Origin of the sequence: Haloterrigena sp. H1 (genome assembly GCF_005938085.1) — an archaeon.
Taxonomy (GTDB): domain Archaea; phylum Halobacteriota; class Halobacteria; order Halobacteriales; family Natrialbaceae; genus Natrinema.
On the sequence record NZ_SMZK01000001.1, the window covers coordinates 671,319 to 688,065 of the forward strand.

14 protein-coding genes are annotated in these 16,747 nt (G+C 64.2%); 9 read left to right on the forward strand and 5 right to left on the reverse strand.

Translation table 11 applies throughout. From position 1 onward, the window contains the following. The first annotated feature begins 189 nt into the window (after positions 1 to 189). The 4 genes from E2L06_RS22880 to E2L06_RS03495 all read left to right on the forward strand — a co-directional run bounded on the left by E2L06_RS22880 (position 190) and on the right by E2L06_RS03495 (position 5,189). On the forward strand, positions 190 to 798 hold the full coding sequence (locus E2L06_RS22880; RefSeq protein WP_343192871.1) for a hypothetical protein: 609 nt from the start codon (positions 190 to 192) through the stop codon (positions 796 to 798). 69 nt (positions 799 to 867) lie between these two features. Further along, complete coding sequence (locus E2L06_RS03485; protein WP_138778646.1) at positions 868 to 1,767, forward strand: PhzF family phenazine biosynthesis protein; 900 nt, start codon at positions 868 to 870, stop codon at positions 1,765 to 1,767. Positions 1,768 to 2,101: 334 nt separating this feature from the next. Then, a complete protein-coding gene (ppsA, locus tag E2L06_RS03490; protein ID WP_138778648.1) occupies positions 2,102 to 4,432 on the forward strand; it encodes a phosphoenolpyruvate synthase in 2,331 nt (776 codons plus the stop codon). A gap of 118 nt (positions 4,433 to 4,550) precedes the next feature. Continuing rightward, on the forward strand, positions 4,551 to 5,189 hold the full coding sequence (locus E2L06_RS03495; RefSeq protein WP_138778650.1) for a DUF456 domain-containing protein: 639 nt from the start codon (positions 4,551 to 4,553) through the stop codon (positions 5,187 to 5,189). Between the two features lie 26 nt (positions 5,190 to 5,215). Here the strand turns inward: E2L06_RS03495 and E2L06_RS03500 are convergent, their stop codons facing one another. Both E2L06_RS03500 and E2L06_RS03505 read right to left on the reverse strand, forming a co-directional pair. Further along, on the reverse strand, positions 5,216 to 5,887 hold the full coding sequence (locus E2L06_RS03500; RefSeq protein ID WP_138778652.1) for a metalloregulator ArsR/SmtB family transcription factor: 672 nt from the start codon (positions 5,885 to 5,887) through the stop codon (positions 5,216 to 5,218). Between the two features lie 198 nt (positions 5,888 to 6,085). Next, positions 6,086 to 6,982, reverse strand: coding sequence for a hypothetical protein (locus E2L06_RS03505; RefSeq protein WP_212750763.1), 897 nt, complete (start codon positions 6,980 to 6,982; stop codon positions 6,086 to 6,088). Positions 6,983 to 7,303: 321 nt separating this feature from the next. On the opposite strand from E2L06_RS03505, the gene E2L06_RS03510 reads away from it, so the two are divergent. Both E2L06_RS03510 and E2L06_RS03515 read left to right on the forward strand, forming a co-directional pair. Beyond that, positions 7,304 to 7,696, forward strand: a complete 393-nt coding sequence (locus E2L06_RS03510) for a DUF5802 family protein (RefSeq protein WP_138778654.1) — start codon at positions 7,304 to 7,306, stop codon at positions 7,694 to 7,696. 29 nt (positions 7,697 to 7,725) lie between these two features. Next, positions 7,726 to 8,655 carry a Vms1/Ankzf1 family peptidyl-tRNA hydrolase gene (locus E2L06_RS03515; RefSeq protein WP_138778657.1) on the forward strand — a complete coding sequence of 310 codons (930 nt, stop codon included), beginning with the start codon at positions 7,726 to 7,728 and terminating at the stop codon, positions 8,653 to 8,655. A 16-nt stretch (positions 8,656 to 8,671) separates the two neighbouring features. Here the strand turns inward: E2L06_RS03515 and E2L06_RS03520 are convergent, their stop codons facing one another. After that, positions 8,672 to 8,866 (reverse strand): hypothetical protein, encoded by a 195-nt coding sequence (locus E2L06_RS03520; RefSeq protein WP_138778659.1) that lies wholly within the window; start codon positions 8,864 to 8,866, stop codon positions 8,672 to 8,674. A 233-nt stretch (positions 8,867 to 9,099) separates the two neighbouring features. Here E2L06_RS03520 and E2L06_RS03525 point away from each other — a divergent pair, with 233 nt between their 5' ends. The 3 genes from E2L06_RS03525 (at position 9,100) to E2L06_RS03535 (ending at position 12,124) form a co-directional block, all read left to right on the forward strand. Continuing rightward, positions 9,100 to 10,119, forward strand: a complete 1,020-nt coding sequence (locus tag E2L06_RS03525; RefSeq protein WP_138778661.1) for a DUF1611 domain-containing protein — start codon at positions 9,100 to 9,102, stop codon at positions 10,117 to 10,119. Continuing rightward, on the forward strand, positions 10,116 to 11,168 hold the full coding sequence (locus E2L06_RS03530) for a dipeptide epimerase (protein WP_138778664.1): 1,053 nt from the start codon (positions 10,116 to 10,118) through the stop codon (positions 11,166 to 11,168). The genes E2L06_RS03525 and E2L06_RS03530 overlap by 4 nt, the downstream gene beginning before the upstream one ends. A 98-nt stretch (positions 11,169 to 11,266) precedes the next feature. Continuing rightward, positions 11,267 to 12,124, forward strand: a complete 858-nt coding sequence (locus tag E2L06_RS03535; protein WP_138778665.1) for a hypothetical protein — start codon at positions 11,267 to 11,269, stop codon at positions 12,122 to 12,124. A gap of 27 nt (positions 12,125 to 12,151) precedes the next feature. Here the strand turns inward: E2L06_RS03535 and E2L06_RS03540 are convergent, their stop codons facing one another. Both E2L06_RS03540 and smc read right to left on the reverse strand, forming a co-directional pair. Next, on the reverse strand, positions 12,152 to 13,117 hold the full coding sequence (locus E2L06_RS03540; RefSeq protein WP_138778667.1) for a ScpA family protein: 966 nt from the start codon (positions 13,115 to 13,117) through the stop codon (positions 12,152 to 12,154). Next, positions 13,110 to 16,682 carry a chromosome segregation protein SMC gene (gene smc, locus E2L06_RS03545; RefSeq protein ID WP_138778669.1) on the reverse strand — a complete coding sequence of 1,191 codons (3,573 nt, stop codon included), beginning with the start codon at positions 16,680 to 16,682 and terminating at the stop codon, positions 13,110 to 13,112. The genes E2L06_RS03540 and smc overlap by 8 nt, the downstream gene beginning before the upstream one ends. Positions 16,683 to 16,747 lie beyond the last annotated feature (65 nt).

Consider the following 16,747-nt stretch of genomic DNA (forward strand, 5'->3'; position numbering starts at 1 on the left):
TCGTCCTCGTCCACGACGTCGGGCCCGGGACGAAAAACACCGATCGCGGCGGCACCAGGACGTTTACCGATATAGGAGCGGGGACTCGCCACGAAGGGCGTCGCGACGCTTCGCTACGACAAGCGCATCCCGGCCTGCGAGGTCCAACCGGGCTCGTACACCCTCGACCATGTTACCGTCGACGACGCGCTGGTCGCCGTCGAGCGACTCCGGGCCGTCGAGGGCGTCGACGCCGATCGGATCGTCGTCGTCGGGCACGGTCTCGGCGGCCGCGCGACACCGCGGATCGCCGCTCGAGACGGGAACCTCGCCGGCATCGCCGGCCTGGCCGCGCCGGCACGTCCGTACCACGAACTGACGCTCGCGCAACTGGAACACAAGGTAGCGGTCGGCAGCCAGACGTGGGACGATCTGGCGACGATCGCCGACCAGTGGGCTGACGAAATCGAGCGGATTCGAGCGGACGAGTACGACGCGAGCGAGAAGCTACTCGGGAAACCCGGCGCGTTCTGGGACAGTCTCGCAGCGTACGATCACCTCGAAACCGGGGCGGGGATCGACGTTCCGACGTACTTCTTGCAGGGCACGCGCGACTTTCAGGTCACCGCGGCCGACGACCTCGAGCGCTGGCAGACCGAACTCGAAGGCCGATCCGAGACGACGTTCGAGACGTATGACGGTCTCAACCACCTGTTCATGCCGGGTGAAGGGCCGTCGGTGGAGTTCGCCTACGCCGTTCGGAACAACGTCGCCGAGCGGGTCGTCGCCGATCTCGCGACCTGGGTGGCCAACCGGTAGCCGGCGGTTCACACGGTAGTCCGGATGAACGACCGAGGATTGATACGGCGGTCGCCCAATCCACGTCACATGGAGACGACTCGAGTCGTGCAGGTCGACGCGTTTACTGACGAACCGCTGACCGGGAATCCCGCGGGCGTCGTGCCGGACGCAGACGGTCTCTCGGCAGAGCAGATGCAGGCGATCGCCGCGGAAATTGCTGTCAGCGAGACCGCATTTCTCCGCTCGAGTCAGACCGCCGACTATCGAATCAGATACTTTACCCCGACGCAGGAGGTCGATCTCTGCGGGCACGCGACGATCGGGACGTTCGCACACCTTCGTGACGAAGGACTCGACCCTGGAACGACAACCCTCGAGACGAACGTCGGCGTCCTCGAGATCGAGGTCGAGCCCGACGGCACGGTCTGGATGAGCCAAGACGAGCCGACGATCCGCGAGGTCGACGTCGGCTACGACCGCGTCGCCGACGCGCTGGGCGTCGACCGGGCCGCCCTCGAGGGGGCGAGCGCCGACCTCCCGATGGCGGTGGCCTCGACTGGCCTTCCCTTCCTGATCGTCCCGATCACGTACCTCTCTGACGTCGGCAGCGCCGAGCCGGATATGGCTGCAATCGAGGCGGTGACCGACGCGGTCGACGCGACCGGAATCTATCTCTTCACGTTCGACGCACTCGAGCGCGAGTCGACGCTGCACGGCCGAATGTTCGCGCCGGGCGCTGGCGTGTCGGAAGATCCCGTCACCGGCACCGCAAGCGGGGCCGCCAGCGCGTATCTCGACCGGTTCGGCGCGTTCGACGACGATCTGCCCGAGGAACTCCGTCTCGAGCAGGGCCACTACGTCGACCGGCCGGGCACGGTTCGCGTTCGCCTCGACGACGGAGTGCAGGTCGGCGGCCGCGGAGTGACTGTCCTCGATGGATCGCTCGTCGTCCCCGACGACGACGAGGACGACATTCTCGAGGCCTGAGCCCCAACCCGAACGGACGATCAGCCGGTGGTCGCGTTCTCAGAGCCGATGAGAATCCCGACTGTGATCACACCGGTTCGAACCCGGTGTTCCGGCCGTGCTCGCTCGATGGCTGACCATCCGCGTGCGCCAGCATCAACGATCGATATCGATGACTGTCAGTTAAATTGTACACTCACGATAGCTATCTAGTTTTTCACTGCATGTCACAGAAACGACTGCGTTGACTCCACTCGACGGCCAGAAGAAGTAGATCCTCATTCACGTTCGAGTTCCGACTGCGAGCGGCTGTTCGCAACCTTCTTTATGCGGACCACTGTCACTCTCAATAGAGATGGCTGTACTCTGGCTGGACGAGATCGGTGCCGGCGACCTCGAGAAGGTCGGCGGTAAAGGTGCCTCCCTGGGCGAGCTTACGGGTGCGGGGCTACCCGTCCCACCGGGATTCGTCGTAACCGCCGGGACATATCGTTCGTTTATCGAAGAAGCCGAGATCGACGAGGAACTGTTCGCAGCCGTCGACGTCGACGTCGATGACTCGGCCGCGCTGGCTGACGCTGCAGACCGCGCACAGGAACTCATCCTCGAGACGCCGTTCCCCGACGAGCTTCGCGAGGAGATCCTCGAGAGCTACCGCGAGGTCGGCAACGGCGAGGCGTTCGTCGCCGTCCGCTCGTCGGCGACGGCCGAAGACCTGCCCGACGCGTCCTTTGCCGGCCAACAGGAGACGTTCCTCAACGTCACCGAAGACGAACTCCTAAAACGCGTTCGCGAGTGTTGGGCCTCGCTGTTCACCCAGCGGGCGATCTACTATCGGCAGGAGCAGGGCTTCGACCACTCCGTCGTCAACATCGCGGTCGTCGTCCAGCAGATGGTCGACGCCGAGAAGTCGGGTGTGATGTTCACGAGCCACCCCTCGACCGGCGATCCGACGATGATCATCGAGGCCGCGTGGGGACTCGGCGAAGCCGTCGTCTCCGGTGCCGTCTCGCCGGACAACTACGTCATCGATCGCTCGGACCGGTCGATGGATGTCACCGTCGCCGAAAAGAAGGTGATGCACGAGAAAGACGAGGAATCCGGCCAAACCGTCGAGCGTGAGGTCCCCGAGGACAAGCGAACGGCACGGGTCCTCGACGCCGACGAAATCGAGGAACTCATGGATCTCGGCGAGCGCGTCGAGGACCACTACGGCGAGCCACAGGACGTCGAGTGGGCGATCGTGGAGGGAGAGGTCTACATGCTCCAGTCGCGACCGATCACCACGATCGACGAGGCCGACACCGACGCCGCGGCAACCGCCGACGCCTCGAAAGGCGTGACTGACGGTAGCGGTAGCGTCCAGGCCGCCGACGCTAGCGACACTGACGCTGCTGAGGCGAGTGGCTCCGGCGACGTACTCGTCGACGGACTCGGCTCGAGTCCCGGCACCGTCAGCGGTCCCGCCCGGATCGTCACCAAGCTCGACGACCTCGCGAAGGTCGGCGAGGGCGACGTGATCGTCACCGAAATGACGATGCCCGATATGGTGCCCGCGATGAAACGCGCCTCGGGGATCATCACCGACGAGGGTGGGATGACCAGCCACGCTGCCATCGTCTCGCGTGAACTGGGTGTCCCCGCAATCGTCGGGACGACCAACGCGACGACGACGTTAGAGGACGGGCAGGTCGTCACGCTCGACGGCGACAAGGGTGCCGTCCTCGAGGGCTCGACGGTCGAGCCCGACGAGGAGACCGAGCCGGTCGAGGAGGTCCGCCCACAGTCGCCGGTCAAGCCGATGACCGCGACGGAGGTCAAGGTAAACGTCTCGATTCCCGAAGCCGCCGAGCGCGCGGCCGCGACGGGTGCTGACGGCGTCGGCCTACTGCGGACCGAGCACATGATCCTCTCGCTGAACCAGACCCCGGAGAAGTTCATCGAGGAAAACGGGACGGACGCCTACATCACGGAGCTCGTCGAGGGTATCCGCGGCGTCGCCGACGAGTTCTATCCGCGCCCCGTCCGCGTGCGCACCCTCGACGCACCCACTGACGAGTTCCGTCAGCTCGAGGGCGGCGACAACGAGCCAGAAGAACACAACCCGATGCTCGGCTATCGGGGTATCCGCCGCTCGCTCGACCGCACTGACGTCTTCGGCCACGAACTCGAGGCGTTCCGTCGGCTCTACGACCTGGGCTACGACAACGTCGAGATCATGTTCCCGCTGGTCAACGACGCCGAGGACGTCTATCAGGCCAAAGCGTGCATGAAAGAAGCCGGCATCGACCCCGAGAAGCGCCGCTGGGGTGCCATGATCGAGACACCTGCCTCCGCGCTGTCTGTCGAGGAGATGGCCGAGGCGGGGATCGACTTCGCCTCCTTCGGCACGAACGATCTGACCCAGTACACGCTCGCGGTCGACCGGAACAACGAGAACGTCGCTGACCGCTTCGACGAACTCCACCCCGCCGTGTTGCGCCTGATCGGCAACGTCATCGAGACCTGCCGCGAACACGACGTCGACACGAGTATCTGCGGGCAGGCCGGCTCCAAACCCGAGATGGTCCAGTACCTCGTCAACGAAGGCATCAGCTCGATCTCCGCGAACATCGACGCCGTCCGCGACGTCCAACACGAGGTCAAACGCGTCGAACAGAAACTGCTGCTCGATTCGGTCCGCTAACGGTCTCCGGCGCCGATTTTCGACCGTTGCTGATGTGATCGCTCGAGCCCAGCCCCGCCTCGCCCGAGGAGCGAGGCCGGGGGAAAGGCCCATCACGTCGGCCGCCCTCCGTGCAGCCATGAGCGACCGCTCGGACGAGGTCACCGAAAGCCGGCGGGAGACCGCCACCGACGACCTCCTCGAGGAGACGGATCGGCTGCTCTCTGAGTCGGATATCGACACCGGTGACGGGTCGTCCGAGTCCGTCGGTACATCGCCGAGCGAATCGAGCGACGACACTGGCCTGGATTTGCTCACCGGGTTCGATCGCGAGCTGGACGCCGAACACGAACCCACTGGCCCCACCGACACCGCGTCGGACACCGGCTCGTCAGGCTCGTGGCTCTCGCCGCTGACGGCACGGCTCTCACTTGGACGGTACTTTTCGCCGAAGGCGTACGTCGCACTCGTGGCACTGCTCGGTGTCGGGTTACTGGCCGGTGCAACCGTGCTGCCGGTCGCCGGGCGCTTGATCGGCACGTTCCTCACCGCCTTTTTCATCGGGCTAGTCGCGTCGAAGCGGCGCTATCTCGAGATGATGGCCGCTGGCGTCTCCGTTGGTGCGATTGCAGCAGTCCTCAACAATATGATCCTCTCCGTGGCCGGCTCCGGCCAGACGCTCGTCGCCATCGGCGCGACTGTGGGAGTCCTCGCCGCGGTCGGCGGCTATTACTTCGGTCGCGACCTGCGTGACGGACTGGGCCGCGATCTCGAGTGATCAGGGCCAGAAACCGGTCCTGCGCGTCACTCGCTACTGTACCCGTTCGTGGTCAATTCCCAGCCGTGTTCGGTCCGGCGAACCACGCCGTTGTCGGCCATCACCTCGAGTAGTTCGGCGATGACTTCGCGTGGCGCGCCGAGGTCCTCACTGAGCTCGCCGACGGATTTCGGCTCCGAGCGGACGCTCGCGAGCAGATCGGCGTAGATCCGACTTTCCGAACCGGCCCCGACGGCCTCGGAGATGTGATCGAGCACGTCCGAGAGGCGTCCCTGCACCCAGCGCTGGGCCAGCGAGAGTTCGTTTTCGAGTTGTTCTAACTCCTCGAGGACGGCCAGCAAGTCGTCGAGATCGTCCGTTTCGTCCCAGGTGACGTCGAGCGAGAGGTGTCGGCAAGCCGTAATATCGAAGCTGTTATTGGCCGGATAGGCGCTCTTGCTCGCGAATCCGTACGGAGAGACAGTTACCTCGAGTCTGACGTTACGAGCGATGTGAAAGTATTTTCGTCGCTGGTCGTCGACGCGGCTCTCGACGAGACCAGCGTCCTCGAGTTTGCGCAGGTGTTCGATGACCGCCTTGGGACTCACGCCGAGGTAATCCGATATTTCGGTGACGTAGCACGGCTTGCGGGCGAGCAACCGAAGGATTCGTCTTCGGTTTTCGTTCCCGAGTAAATCCAACAGCGCGGCGGAGTCCATTACGAGAGCGTTAGTGACTGCCGCTGAAAAGCGTGTCTGCTCGGCAGACGATCGATGACGCGGTGGTATGGAAAACGGTGTCGTTGATCATACTGCCGGACAATACGGTTCAGACCTCGACCGCACCCAAGACGCTGTCGCCGACGGCGACAGCCGTCGAGACGCGATCGAGTATTCACTGACTGTTGTCCGGTAGTATCACTTGTCGGGGCCGGCACCCTGTGCAGGTCCTCGATCAGTGGCTGTACCAGCGTTCGAGGTATCTGCGGACTCGCCACCTTTCGAGTTGTCGGCGGATTCGCCATCCGTCGAGTTGTCAGTGGCTACGCCATCGTTTGAGGTGTCAGCGGATTCGCCACCCGTTTCGTTACTACTCGAGGGGGCGGCTGGCGTCGATTCTGACGGCTGCGTCTCGGCGGGCCGTTCTGACTGCTGGTCGGCCGAACCTGCCTCTGACGGGCGATTCTCCGGGCCGTTTGCCGGCGATTGCCCGGTGTCAGGGCCGCGCTCGCTCGGCGGTCCCGTGGCGACGTCGGCCGGACCCGTGCCAGCCATGCCGCGGGCGACGGCCGCAACGCTGGGACCGGCCTGCGTCGAGACGTTCTGCCGACTTGCAGTCACGTTCTGCCGGAGTGTCGTGAGCCGCTCTTCGGCGACGCCGACCGCCTCGGCGCGGCGTTCGGTCCGTTCGATCGACCGCTCGAGGGCGGCGAGTTGGACCGTCAGTCGTGACAGCTGCGACTGATAGACACCCTGCGAGAGTTGCTCGCGGTTCGCTTTCAGTTGTTCGCGTTCGGCTTCGAGGGCGGCGGCCTTTTCCTCGAGTTCGGTCGTGCGATCACTGACGAGTGTTGCCTTGTGTTCGGTGTCGGCACGCTCGTAGGCCGTCTCGAACAGCTCGGACTCGACCCCGTTGCTCGCGTCGGCTGCGCTGGCTTGCATGAGCGTGCCGACGGACGCGTTCGTTCCGGTCGATTGGGGCTTCTCGGCGTCGGTCGCAGCAAGTGTACTCGAGACGCTGCCCGCAGCCGGCACGAATACGAGCCCGGTGATCGTGAGGGCCATCAGGAGGGCGACAGACCGCGTGGTTCTCATCGGTCGTGTTATCGGTCCGAATATCCTAAAAAGACTGACCTTCGTTCGAATCGTTTACTCGCATCGTTCGACCGTTAAGAGCCGTTTTGAGCGTTCACAACGGACTGTGGTTCCGTAATCGTCGCTATTCGGACGACGGCTATATCCAATCGTTGTCACGATTCGTGACTGACGGGGCACACCGTTGAATCACGAGTATGAAATCACTCACGTGCGACCGTCGGTTGCGTGTGGCCGCCGACCGGAAACCCCGCTGATAGCGCGTCGTTGTAAACGTGTCCGAAAACAGTTATGCCGTTCCGTACCTTGGTACTAACTAGCATGTTCGAGGTGTTCTCTCGAGGCTACTATCTCGGGCGGCTCTACGTGACCCCGACCGACGGGCACCGCGCACTCATGCACAGCGAGCAACACGAACGGATCAACGAGGCGGTGTACGCAACCGGCGACGGCCTCGAGCGACTCGATACCCCGCTGGTGATGAAACTCGAGACGAGCCATTTCCCGGTTCACGGGGCCGACGACGTTCCGACAAATACGCTCGCACTCCCGGAACCGATGCTCGAGGACACCGACGTTCGGAACCCACCCTCGCTCCGAGAGGTGTTTCTGGCCCGCCGGGAACGTGCTCGCCAGTTGCTTTCGTTCGTCGGCGGCTGGGAGGCCGACGACGCGACGCCGTTCGACGACTCGCCGTCGCCTGCCGGAACCTAAAAGTAGTCTCGATTCCCGGTTTCGCCCGCATGCTCGACGAGTTGCTCGGCCGCGCGTCGCTCAAGCAGCGCATCGACGAGCTCGAGGCGGAAACCGAGCGGTTGCGAAAGCGCTACGAGGCCGAGGCCGAACGCCGGGCCGACGCTGCCACCGCCCGACAGGAGGTCGAAGAGCGTAACAATCGGCTCGAGGATCACATCGCCCAACTCGAAGGCGAACTCGAGCGGGTCGACGATGGCGAACCCGGACTCGACGCCCGCCGCTGTGAACAGCTTCGCGGTGCCCGTCTCGAGGAGGTCCTCGATCGGCTGGGCTCGGTTCGAACGGGTCCCGAGGGAGCGCTGACCGTTAGCGTCGACGACGAGGTACCTGATGCCGTTCGCGACGACCTCGAGCCGGTCCTCGGCGAGCGACTCGCACTCGTCGCCGACGCCGCGCCGTGTCTTTGCTGTGTCGACGACGCCGGACTGCTCGCAGTAACACTCGAGCCGCCGATCGTTCCCGACGTCGATACCGCGTGGAGCGACCGATTCGAACTCGAGCGCGAGTGGTTCCTGCCGACCGGCCGCCACGCGGTCGCGCTGGTCCGGACCGATCTGTTCGCCTGTGGCGTCTACGACGGCGACGAACGGATCGACTACCGTGGCTTCGAAAGCGATGTCAAAGGCAGCCACTCGAAGGGTGGCTTCTCGCAGGCACGCTTCGAGCGGCTCCGCGACGGGCAGATCGACGACCATCTCGAGCGCTGTCGCGAGGCGCTGTCGGCGTACGAAGCCGGCGGCGACCGTGCCGAGACGCCGCTCGTGCTCGTGGGTCAGCGCGGTATCGTCGACGCACTCGTCGACGAATCGAGACTCGAGCCGACCGCGACGGCTGCCGTCGACGCGACCGGCGACCCGAAACCGGCGCTTGCTGATGCCGTCCGTTCGTTCTGGACGACCGATATACGAGTTCTGTAACCCCGTCAACAGGTCGTCAGTAGCCGCTGCCGTCGGCAAAACAACGACCGCATTTCGTCACGCTCGTATCGGCAACCGCCCGCTCGATGGAGATCAACCGGAGGTGGTCGTGAGCGACGTGGGCGGTCGCACCACAGGTCGTCTGGAAGTCAGAGCGGCCGACTTCGTGTCTGTGTATCTTGTTCGTCGTTTCGTTCAGGACGCCATCCATGGCAGGCTTCATCATACCATAGTCAATAAGCGCACCGATCGTTGATCCCGTGGTAGAAGATCGTTAGTGGCTATGGAGATCGGCCGCGTCCGCTGTATGTCCGTGAAATAGTTGTGACACCGACAACTGTTACGGCAGGGTCCGACGGGAGCCGTAGTAGTAACAGCTACGATGGTATCTGCCATTTCTCAGCGGGTCCGGTATTTCAAGTACTCGCTCGTCTATCTCATAGTATGCGCGTCGCAATTCTCGCCCACGAAAAATTCCCTGAGAACGCCAAAACTGCACTCGGTATCCTCCGCTATGCCGACCACGATGTCGTTTCGATCCTCGATCGGGCGACCGATGGCCAGCGCGTCTCCGATTTCGTTTCTGACGTGCAGGATGCACCGATCGTCTCCGAGATGGCGGCCGTAGAGCCCGATGCCGTCGACGCCTTAGTGATCGGCATCGCGCCGATCGGCGGCGGTTTCGACGAGAGTTGGCGCGACGACGTTCGAACAGCATTGGAGTACGGCTGTGACGTGATTTCGGGACTGCACTACTTCCTCGAAGACGACGAGGAATTCGCTCGGCTGGCAGCCGAAAACGACTGTGACATCTGGGACGTTCGGAACCCGCCCGAACACCTCACAGTCGCCGAGGGCGTGGCCGACGAGGTCGACGCCGACGTAATTCTCACCGTCGGCACTGACTGCTCGACCGGGAAGATGACGACGACGATGGAACTCGCCCGTGATGCCCGCGCGGCCGGCCACGACGCCGCCGTGATCCCGACTGGCCAGACGGGCATCATGATCGAGGGCTGGGGGAACCCGATCGATCGCGTCATCAGCGACTTCACCGCGGGTGCGGTCGAAGAGATGATCACAGAGAAAGGCGACGAGCACGACTACCTGTTCGTCGAGGGCCAGGGCAGCATCGTCCATCCGGCGTACTCGGCGGTCACGCTCGGCATCCTCCACGGGTCGATGGCCGACAAACTCGTGCTCTGTCACAACGCCGGCCAGGAGGCGATCCACGGCTACGAGTCGTTCGCGCTACCGTCGATTCCGACGTACGTCGATCTCTACGAGAACGTCGCCGCCCCGGTCGCGGACAGCGAAATCGTCGCCGGCGCGCTGAACACGTCCGCCCTCGAGGACGACGAGGCGGCCCGCGACGCCGTCGACGCGTACGCCGATCGGCTCGATGCGCCCGCGACCGACGTGATCCGCTTTGGAACCGACGCCCTCCTCGACGAACTCCTATGAGCCTCGAGACCGCGTTCGAACGGCGCTCGCTGCCACTCGAGTACCCGTTCGGCATCGCTCGCGGCACGACGACCGAATCCGAGGCCGTGTTCGTCCGAATCGAGGACGACGAGGGCCGGGTCGGTATCGGTGCTGGCACACCGTCGGCACACTACGGCGAAACCCTCGAGACCGTCACCGCCGTCTTACCTGACCTGTTGTCGGTCGTCGAAGACGTCGGTGATCCTCACCAACTCGAGCGGATCGAACGCCGTATGCGCGAGACGGTCCGCAAGAATCCGGCCGCTCGGACCGCGGTCAGCATCGCGCTTCACGATCTCGTCGCAAAGAGACTCGAGGTACCGCTCTACCGCTACTGGGGACTCGACCCCGACCGGACCCTCGAGACCTCCTACACCATCGGACTCGACGACACGGAGACGATGCGCGAGAAGACAGAGACGGCCATCGAGCGCGGGTACACCACGCTGAAAGTCAAGCTGGGGACCGACCGCGACCTCGAGATCGTCGAGACGATTCGGTCGGTCGCGCCGGATGTCCGGCTGTTCGTCGACGCGAACGAGGCCTGGACGCCTCGCGAGGCCGTCGCCAAGATCGAACGGTTAGCGGACTACGACCTGGCGTTCGTCGAACAGCCCGTTCCTGCCGAGGACTCGGAGGGGCTTCGGTTCGTCTCCGAACGGTCGGCGCTGCCGATCGCCGCCGACGAATCCTGTGTCACGCTCGCGGACATCCCACAGATCGCGGACCGCTGTGACATCGCGAACCTGAAGCTGATGAAATGTGGCGGCCTGCTGGAAGCCACGCGGATGATCCACGCCGCCCGCGCCCACGGCCTCGAGGTGATGTGTGGCTGTATGACCGAGTCGAACGCCTCGATCGCGGCGGCCTGTCACCTCGCCCCGCTGCTCGACTACGCCGATCTCGACGGCTCGCTGCTGTTGGCCGACGATCCCGCAGACGGCGTCCCGATGCCCAACGGCCGGATCGATCTCGCCGGTCTCGAACGCCCCGGGACCGGTGCCGTCCTCGAGTCCGTGTTCGACTGACCGGTCCGCGTCGAGGCCGGCCGAGTACCACGCACAGTGACTGTCAGCCCGACCGGTAACGGGGTTTCATACCGGTCGTCGGTGTGGAACCGGCCGGTATGGACGACAATGATGACGATCTATCCGTCTCCCGTCGGACACTATTGCACGCGTCGGCCGGGACGGCTTCGCTTTCGGCCGTCGGAAGCGCGCGAGCCGACGACGGCGGCGGTGATGGGAACGGGGAGGGCGTTCCATGGCTCGACCAGAACTGTCCGGAGGCGACCGTCGAGCCCGGAATGGAGCCGTGCGAGGGAGGGAGTGCAGAGGGCTGTGCGGACGACCATCCGGCGACGATCGAGCTTCGATCGGCGGTCGAGGAATCCCTCGAGGCGGGGTTTTCCGACGTCGACGCGCTGATCGACGCAGGGTTCAAGCCGTACTTCGACGCGCTCGAGGTCGGGGACGACAGCTGGTCACACTGGCTCCATCCGGAGTTCATCGGCGACGACGGGCTCGTGGACCCCGAACGGCCTGAATCGGTTCTCGTCGACAACGAGTCGTGGCGGTCGATGGGCGTCATGTTCATCGCGACGCGCGGCGGAGAGCCGGTCGAGCCGCCGGCAGTGTACGGAGCGGACGATACCGAGGAACAGTGTTCGCCCTGGCATACCCACACCGGCCTTCCCGGCCGGTTCGCGTGGTGGTACTACCAGCAGGTGTACGGCCACGCGGCTGACGACCTCGAGTTTCCCTGTCGAACCCCCTGTATGCTCCACGTCTGGACCGTCGATCATCCCGAGACCGTCTACGCACACGACGCACCACCACAGGAGAACCGCGAGCTATCGCCCGCCAGCGATCCCAGTTTCGAGACCGACGCGGCCCCCGGCGAGGACGAACTCGGGTGGGACGTGCTGCCGAACGATCTCGTTCCCGACCAGCGTCCCGAGGAGCGCATTCCGGTCGATCTGTAGCGATTCCGGATCGTGATCGGTCGCCGCTCAGTCGGCGATCGCTTCGCTCGCGTCCGACTCTACCGTCGCCGCTTTGATCCAGAGATCACCGAACAGGTCGTCCTGCTCGAGGGTCACCCGACCCCGATGGGCCAAAAAGAGTAATGCGAGATACGTCATCACGCGCGAGCCGCCGACCGCGTCGATTTCGGCGTACAGCACTTCGTCGCGACCCCGCTCGTAGTGGGCCTCGAGTTCGGCCTCGACGTCGTCGATAACCGCCTCGATGTCTTCCTCGTGGGTCGTGTGAGTGACGTCGTCGCTGGTCGGCTCGTCGTCGACCCGGAAGTCGTCGCCCGAGTGGTAGTTTAATTCCTGGACGCCGCGATCGTACCCTTTCGGCGAATCGCTCGTGTCGTAACTGCGGGATTCTTTCCACCAGGTATCGCGTTCGGCGGTACGAAGTTCGCGCACGAGTTCGTCAAGCGTCTCCGGCTTCCCGCGAGCGTGCTTGCGCTCGAGGCGGCGTTCCATCTCGTCCTCGAGACTCTCGACGGGGTCGAACCCCGGCGGGTGGCTCTGGTCGGTTCCCTTGGCGTCCATCGGCCCGTCGTCGGCGAAGGGCGCTTCCCACGGCGGAAGCTCTTCTTCGTCGGGCTCGTCGGTCGCGAACAGTTCGTCGCTTTTCATCCGCAGGAGGACGCTCGCATAGAACAGCGCTCGTCCCGACGTCCGCAGGTCGACTTCGTCGATCGCCTCGAGGAACTTGTCGGTGACGCGGACGACGTCGATGTCCCACGGGTCGATCTCGCCGTCTTCCGCGAGCTGGACGAGCAGTTCGACCGGCTCGACCGTTTCTTCATCCTCGTCCGTCTCTCCAGTCTCGGCGTCGGTGAACTTGAGGACCGCGTCGTCCGCCTCGTCCGCGCCGTCCGCGTCGGATCGCGGCGACTCGCCGGGGCGGTCGCGCCCCTCGTGGCCCGTGATGTTCAGCGGAATGTCGTCGTCAGTCATCGGCCGGCACCTCGCCGCTGCTCAGGTCGATGCCGGTCACCGCGCTGACGTTGTCCTGTTGCATCGTCACGCCGATCGCCCGCTCGGAGCGGTCGAGCATCGCAGAGCGATGGGAGACGACGACGAACTGGGCCTTCTCGGAGAGTTCGTCGACCATCTCGCCGATCCGCTCGGCGTTGACGGCGTCGAGGAAGGCGTCGACCTCGTCTAAGGCGTAGAACGGGGCTGGGTTGTGTCGCTGGATCGCGAAGATGAACGCCAGCGCCGTCAGCGACTTCTCGCCGCCGGACATGGCGTCCAACCGTTGAATCGGCTTGTCGCCGGGCTGCGCTTTCATCGTCAGGCCGCCGTCGAACGGGTCGTCCTCGTTCTCGAGGTGCAACGTCCCCGTCCCCTCCGAGAGCTTCTCGAAGATCTCCGTGAAGTGGGCGGCAATCGCGTCGTAGGCGTCCATGAACGTCTGTTTCTTCTGGGTTTCGTACTGCTCGATCCGATCGCGAATGCCCTCTGCCTCTTCGACTAACGTCGCCTTGCCGTCCTCGAGGTCCTCGAGATCGCTGCGAACCTCGTCGTACTCGTCGATCGCGAGCATGTTGACCGGTTCCATCGCCTCCATGTCCGCGCTCAGCAGGTCGATCATCTCGAGGACTGTGTCGTGATCCGGGACGGTCTCGGGGTCGTAGTCGCCGACTTCGGATTCTAAGGATTCGATCTCCCACTCGAGGTCGCTCGCGCGTTCGCGGGCATCCTCGAGTTTGCTCTCGACGGCGTTGACCCGGTCTTGTTGCTGGTCGCGGTTCGTCCGGGCCGTCGATAACTCCTCTTTGAGGTCGCTGCGCTCGGCTTTCAGCTCCGTGAGCTCGTCCTCGAGTTCCGCGACGGCCTCGCGTTTCTCGTCGAGTTCGTCGCGTTTCCCGTCGATTTTCGCCTCATACTCCTCGATCCGATCTTCGTGCTCGGCTTTGCGATTCTGTGCGGTCTCGATGTCGTCGTGGAGGTCCTCGATGGCGTCCTCGGCGTACTCCTTCTCGAGGGAGAGTTCGTTGAGATCGCCGTCGATGTCCTGGATTCGGGTCTCGCGCTCGTCGATCTCGGCCTCGAGTGCGTCGATCTGGTCGGTCAACTCGGGAATCTTCGAATCGGCGAGTTCGGTCTCGAGGTCGTCGATCTCAGCCTCGAGATCCTCGACTGTTGCCGTCTTCGCCTCGATCTCGTCGGCGATCTCGTTCATCCGCTCGTCGACGGATTCGCGCTCCGCGCGGAGCTCCTCGAGGTCGGCCTCGAGGGCCTCGATCTCCGTCTCGATGCGGTCGCGTTTCTCGTCGAGCCCCTCGAGTTCGGCTTCGATCGAGCGGACCTCGTCGGCCGCGTCGCTCTTGCGGTCGCGAGCGTCGTCGAGCCGCCCTTCGACGCCACGAACCTCCTCGCGAAGCGAGTCGCGTTCCTCCTGCAGGTCGGTGATCTGTTTGGCGACGCGCTCGAGTTGGCCCTCGCCACCGCCGGTAAACGAGTACCGAGAGCCACCACCGGAGCCGCCAGTCATCGCGCCGCTCTTTTCGACCAGGTCGCCGTCGAGCGTGACCATCCGGTAGTCGCCCATGTACGAGCGGGCGGTCTCGATGTCTTCGACGACCAGCGTATCGCCGAGCACGTAGGAGAAGACGCCCGCGTATTCGCTGTCGAAATCGACGAGGTTGTACGCGAAGTCGACGACCCCGGGATCACTCGGCGCGTTCGGGAGCCGGCGCTGGCTCATATCAGTCAGCGGCAGGAAGGTTGCCCGACCCGCGTTGCGCGACTTGAGGTGTTCGATACACTGCTGGCCGATGACGTCGTCGTCGACGACCACGTTCGCCAGCCGACCGCCGGCAGCGGTTTCGCAGGCGGTCGCGTACTCGCCGGGAACCGTCCCCAACTGGGCGACCGCGCCGTGGACGCCGTCGATCCCCGAATTGAGGATCGTCGTCACCGCGCGGCCAAAGGAGGAGTCGCCGCTCTGGCCGGCGTTGGCCTCGAGTTCGGCGTACTCCTGTTGTTTTGCCTGTAGGTTGTCGTCGAGATCGTCGAGATCGGACTGGAGCCGGCGCTTCTCGGCTTTCAGATCGTCGACGACCTCGGCGATGTTTTGGCGGTTCCGTTCGGCTTTCTCGAGTTCCCGTTCGAGGTCGCCTCGCTCGCTTTCGATCTCGGGAATTGACTCGCGTTTGGCCTCGATCGCGTCCTCTTTCTCGCTGATGGCGTTCGAGCGCCGCCGGGCCTCGTCGAGCAAGCGATCCTGTTCGCGTTGCAGATCGTTTTTCTCGGTCTTAGCCGCCTCCAGGTCGTCCTTGCGCTCGGCGAGGTCGGCCTTGAGTTCGTCGAACTCGGTGTCGACGGCCTCGATCTCGGCCTCGAGATCGTCGCGTTCGCTCTCTCGCTCCTGGATCTCGCTTTTTATCGAGGCTTTCTCGAGTTTGTGCTCGCGGATCTCGGTCTCGAGGTCATCGATCGTCTCCTGCTTGCGATCGATCTGGACGAATGCGTCGCGGCGCGTCGATTCGGCGTCCTCGATCGCTTCCTCGCTGGCTTCGATCTTGTCCTCGAGCCGCGAGATGTCACCTTTGATCTCCTCGATCTCGCTTTTGATCCGGAGCTGTTCGTCCTCGCCCTTGCGCTCGATTTCGGCATTGAGGTCCTCTAGGTCTTCCGCTAAGCGGACGACTTTGCCTTCGCGTTCGTCGAGCTCCCGTTGGAGTTCGCGGAGTTCGTCCGCGAGGTCGTCGGCCTCGGCTTCGACCGACGCGAGTTCGTCCCGTTTCTCCTCGAGTTCGCTGGCTTTCTTGTAGCCCTCGTACTCCTCTTTCTCGCGACGGAGCCGGCGGTAGCGCATCGCTTCCCGGCGTTCGTCTGCGAGCTGGTCGAGGCGGTCGCGTTTCTCCTCGATGCGGAGTTCGGCCTCGTCGATCCGTTCCTGGACCGTCTCGAGTTCGCCGAAGGCGTCTTCCTTTTTCGCGTCGAACTCCGCGACGCCCGCGATTTCGTCGATGATCTCCCGGCGGGCGTGGGGCGTCATGTTGATGATCTCGGTGACGTCGCCCTGCATGACGACGTTGTACCCCTCCGGAGTGATGCCGGCCTGGGCCAGCAGATCCTGGATGTCCGAGAGGTTGACCGAGCGGTCGTTGAGATAGTAGTAAGAGTAGTAGTTGTCCTCGGTCTCTTTGACGCGCCGGCGGATGCGGATCTCGTCGACGTCGCCGACGTCCTCGCTGCCCGCGGCGTTGACGACCTGCGAGCGCTCCAAGGTGCCGTCGGCGTTGTCGAGAATTACTTCGACGGTGGCCTCGCGGGGGCCACTGGACGTATCGCCGTCCTCGTGACCGGGGTTGTAGATGAGGTCGGTCAGCTTCTCGGCGCGGATCCCACGGGTCCGGGCGAGTCCGAGCGCAAAGAGGACGGCGTCGATGATGTTCGACTTACCGGAGCCGTTCGGGCCCGTCACCACCGTAAAATCCTCGTAAAACGGGATCTTGGTCTTCCTCCCGAAACTCTTGAAATCGTCGAGGATGATCGCCTTGATATACATTCTCGTTGCGCGGCCTCCGTGTCGTCGAATGCCGTCGGTCGTGGGTGCTCGTCACGGCGCTGTCC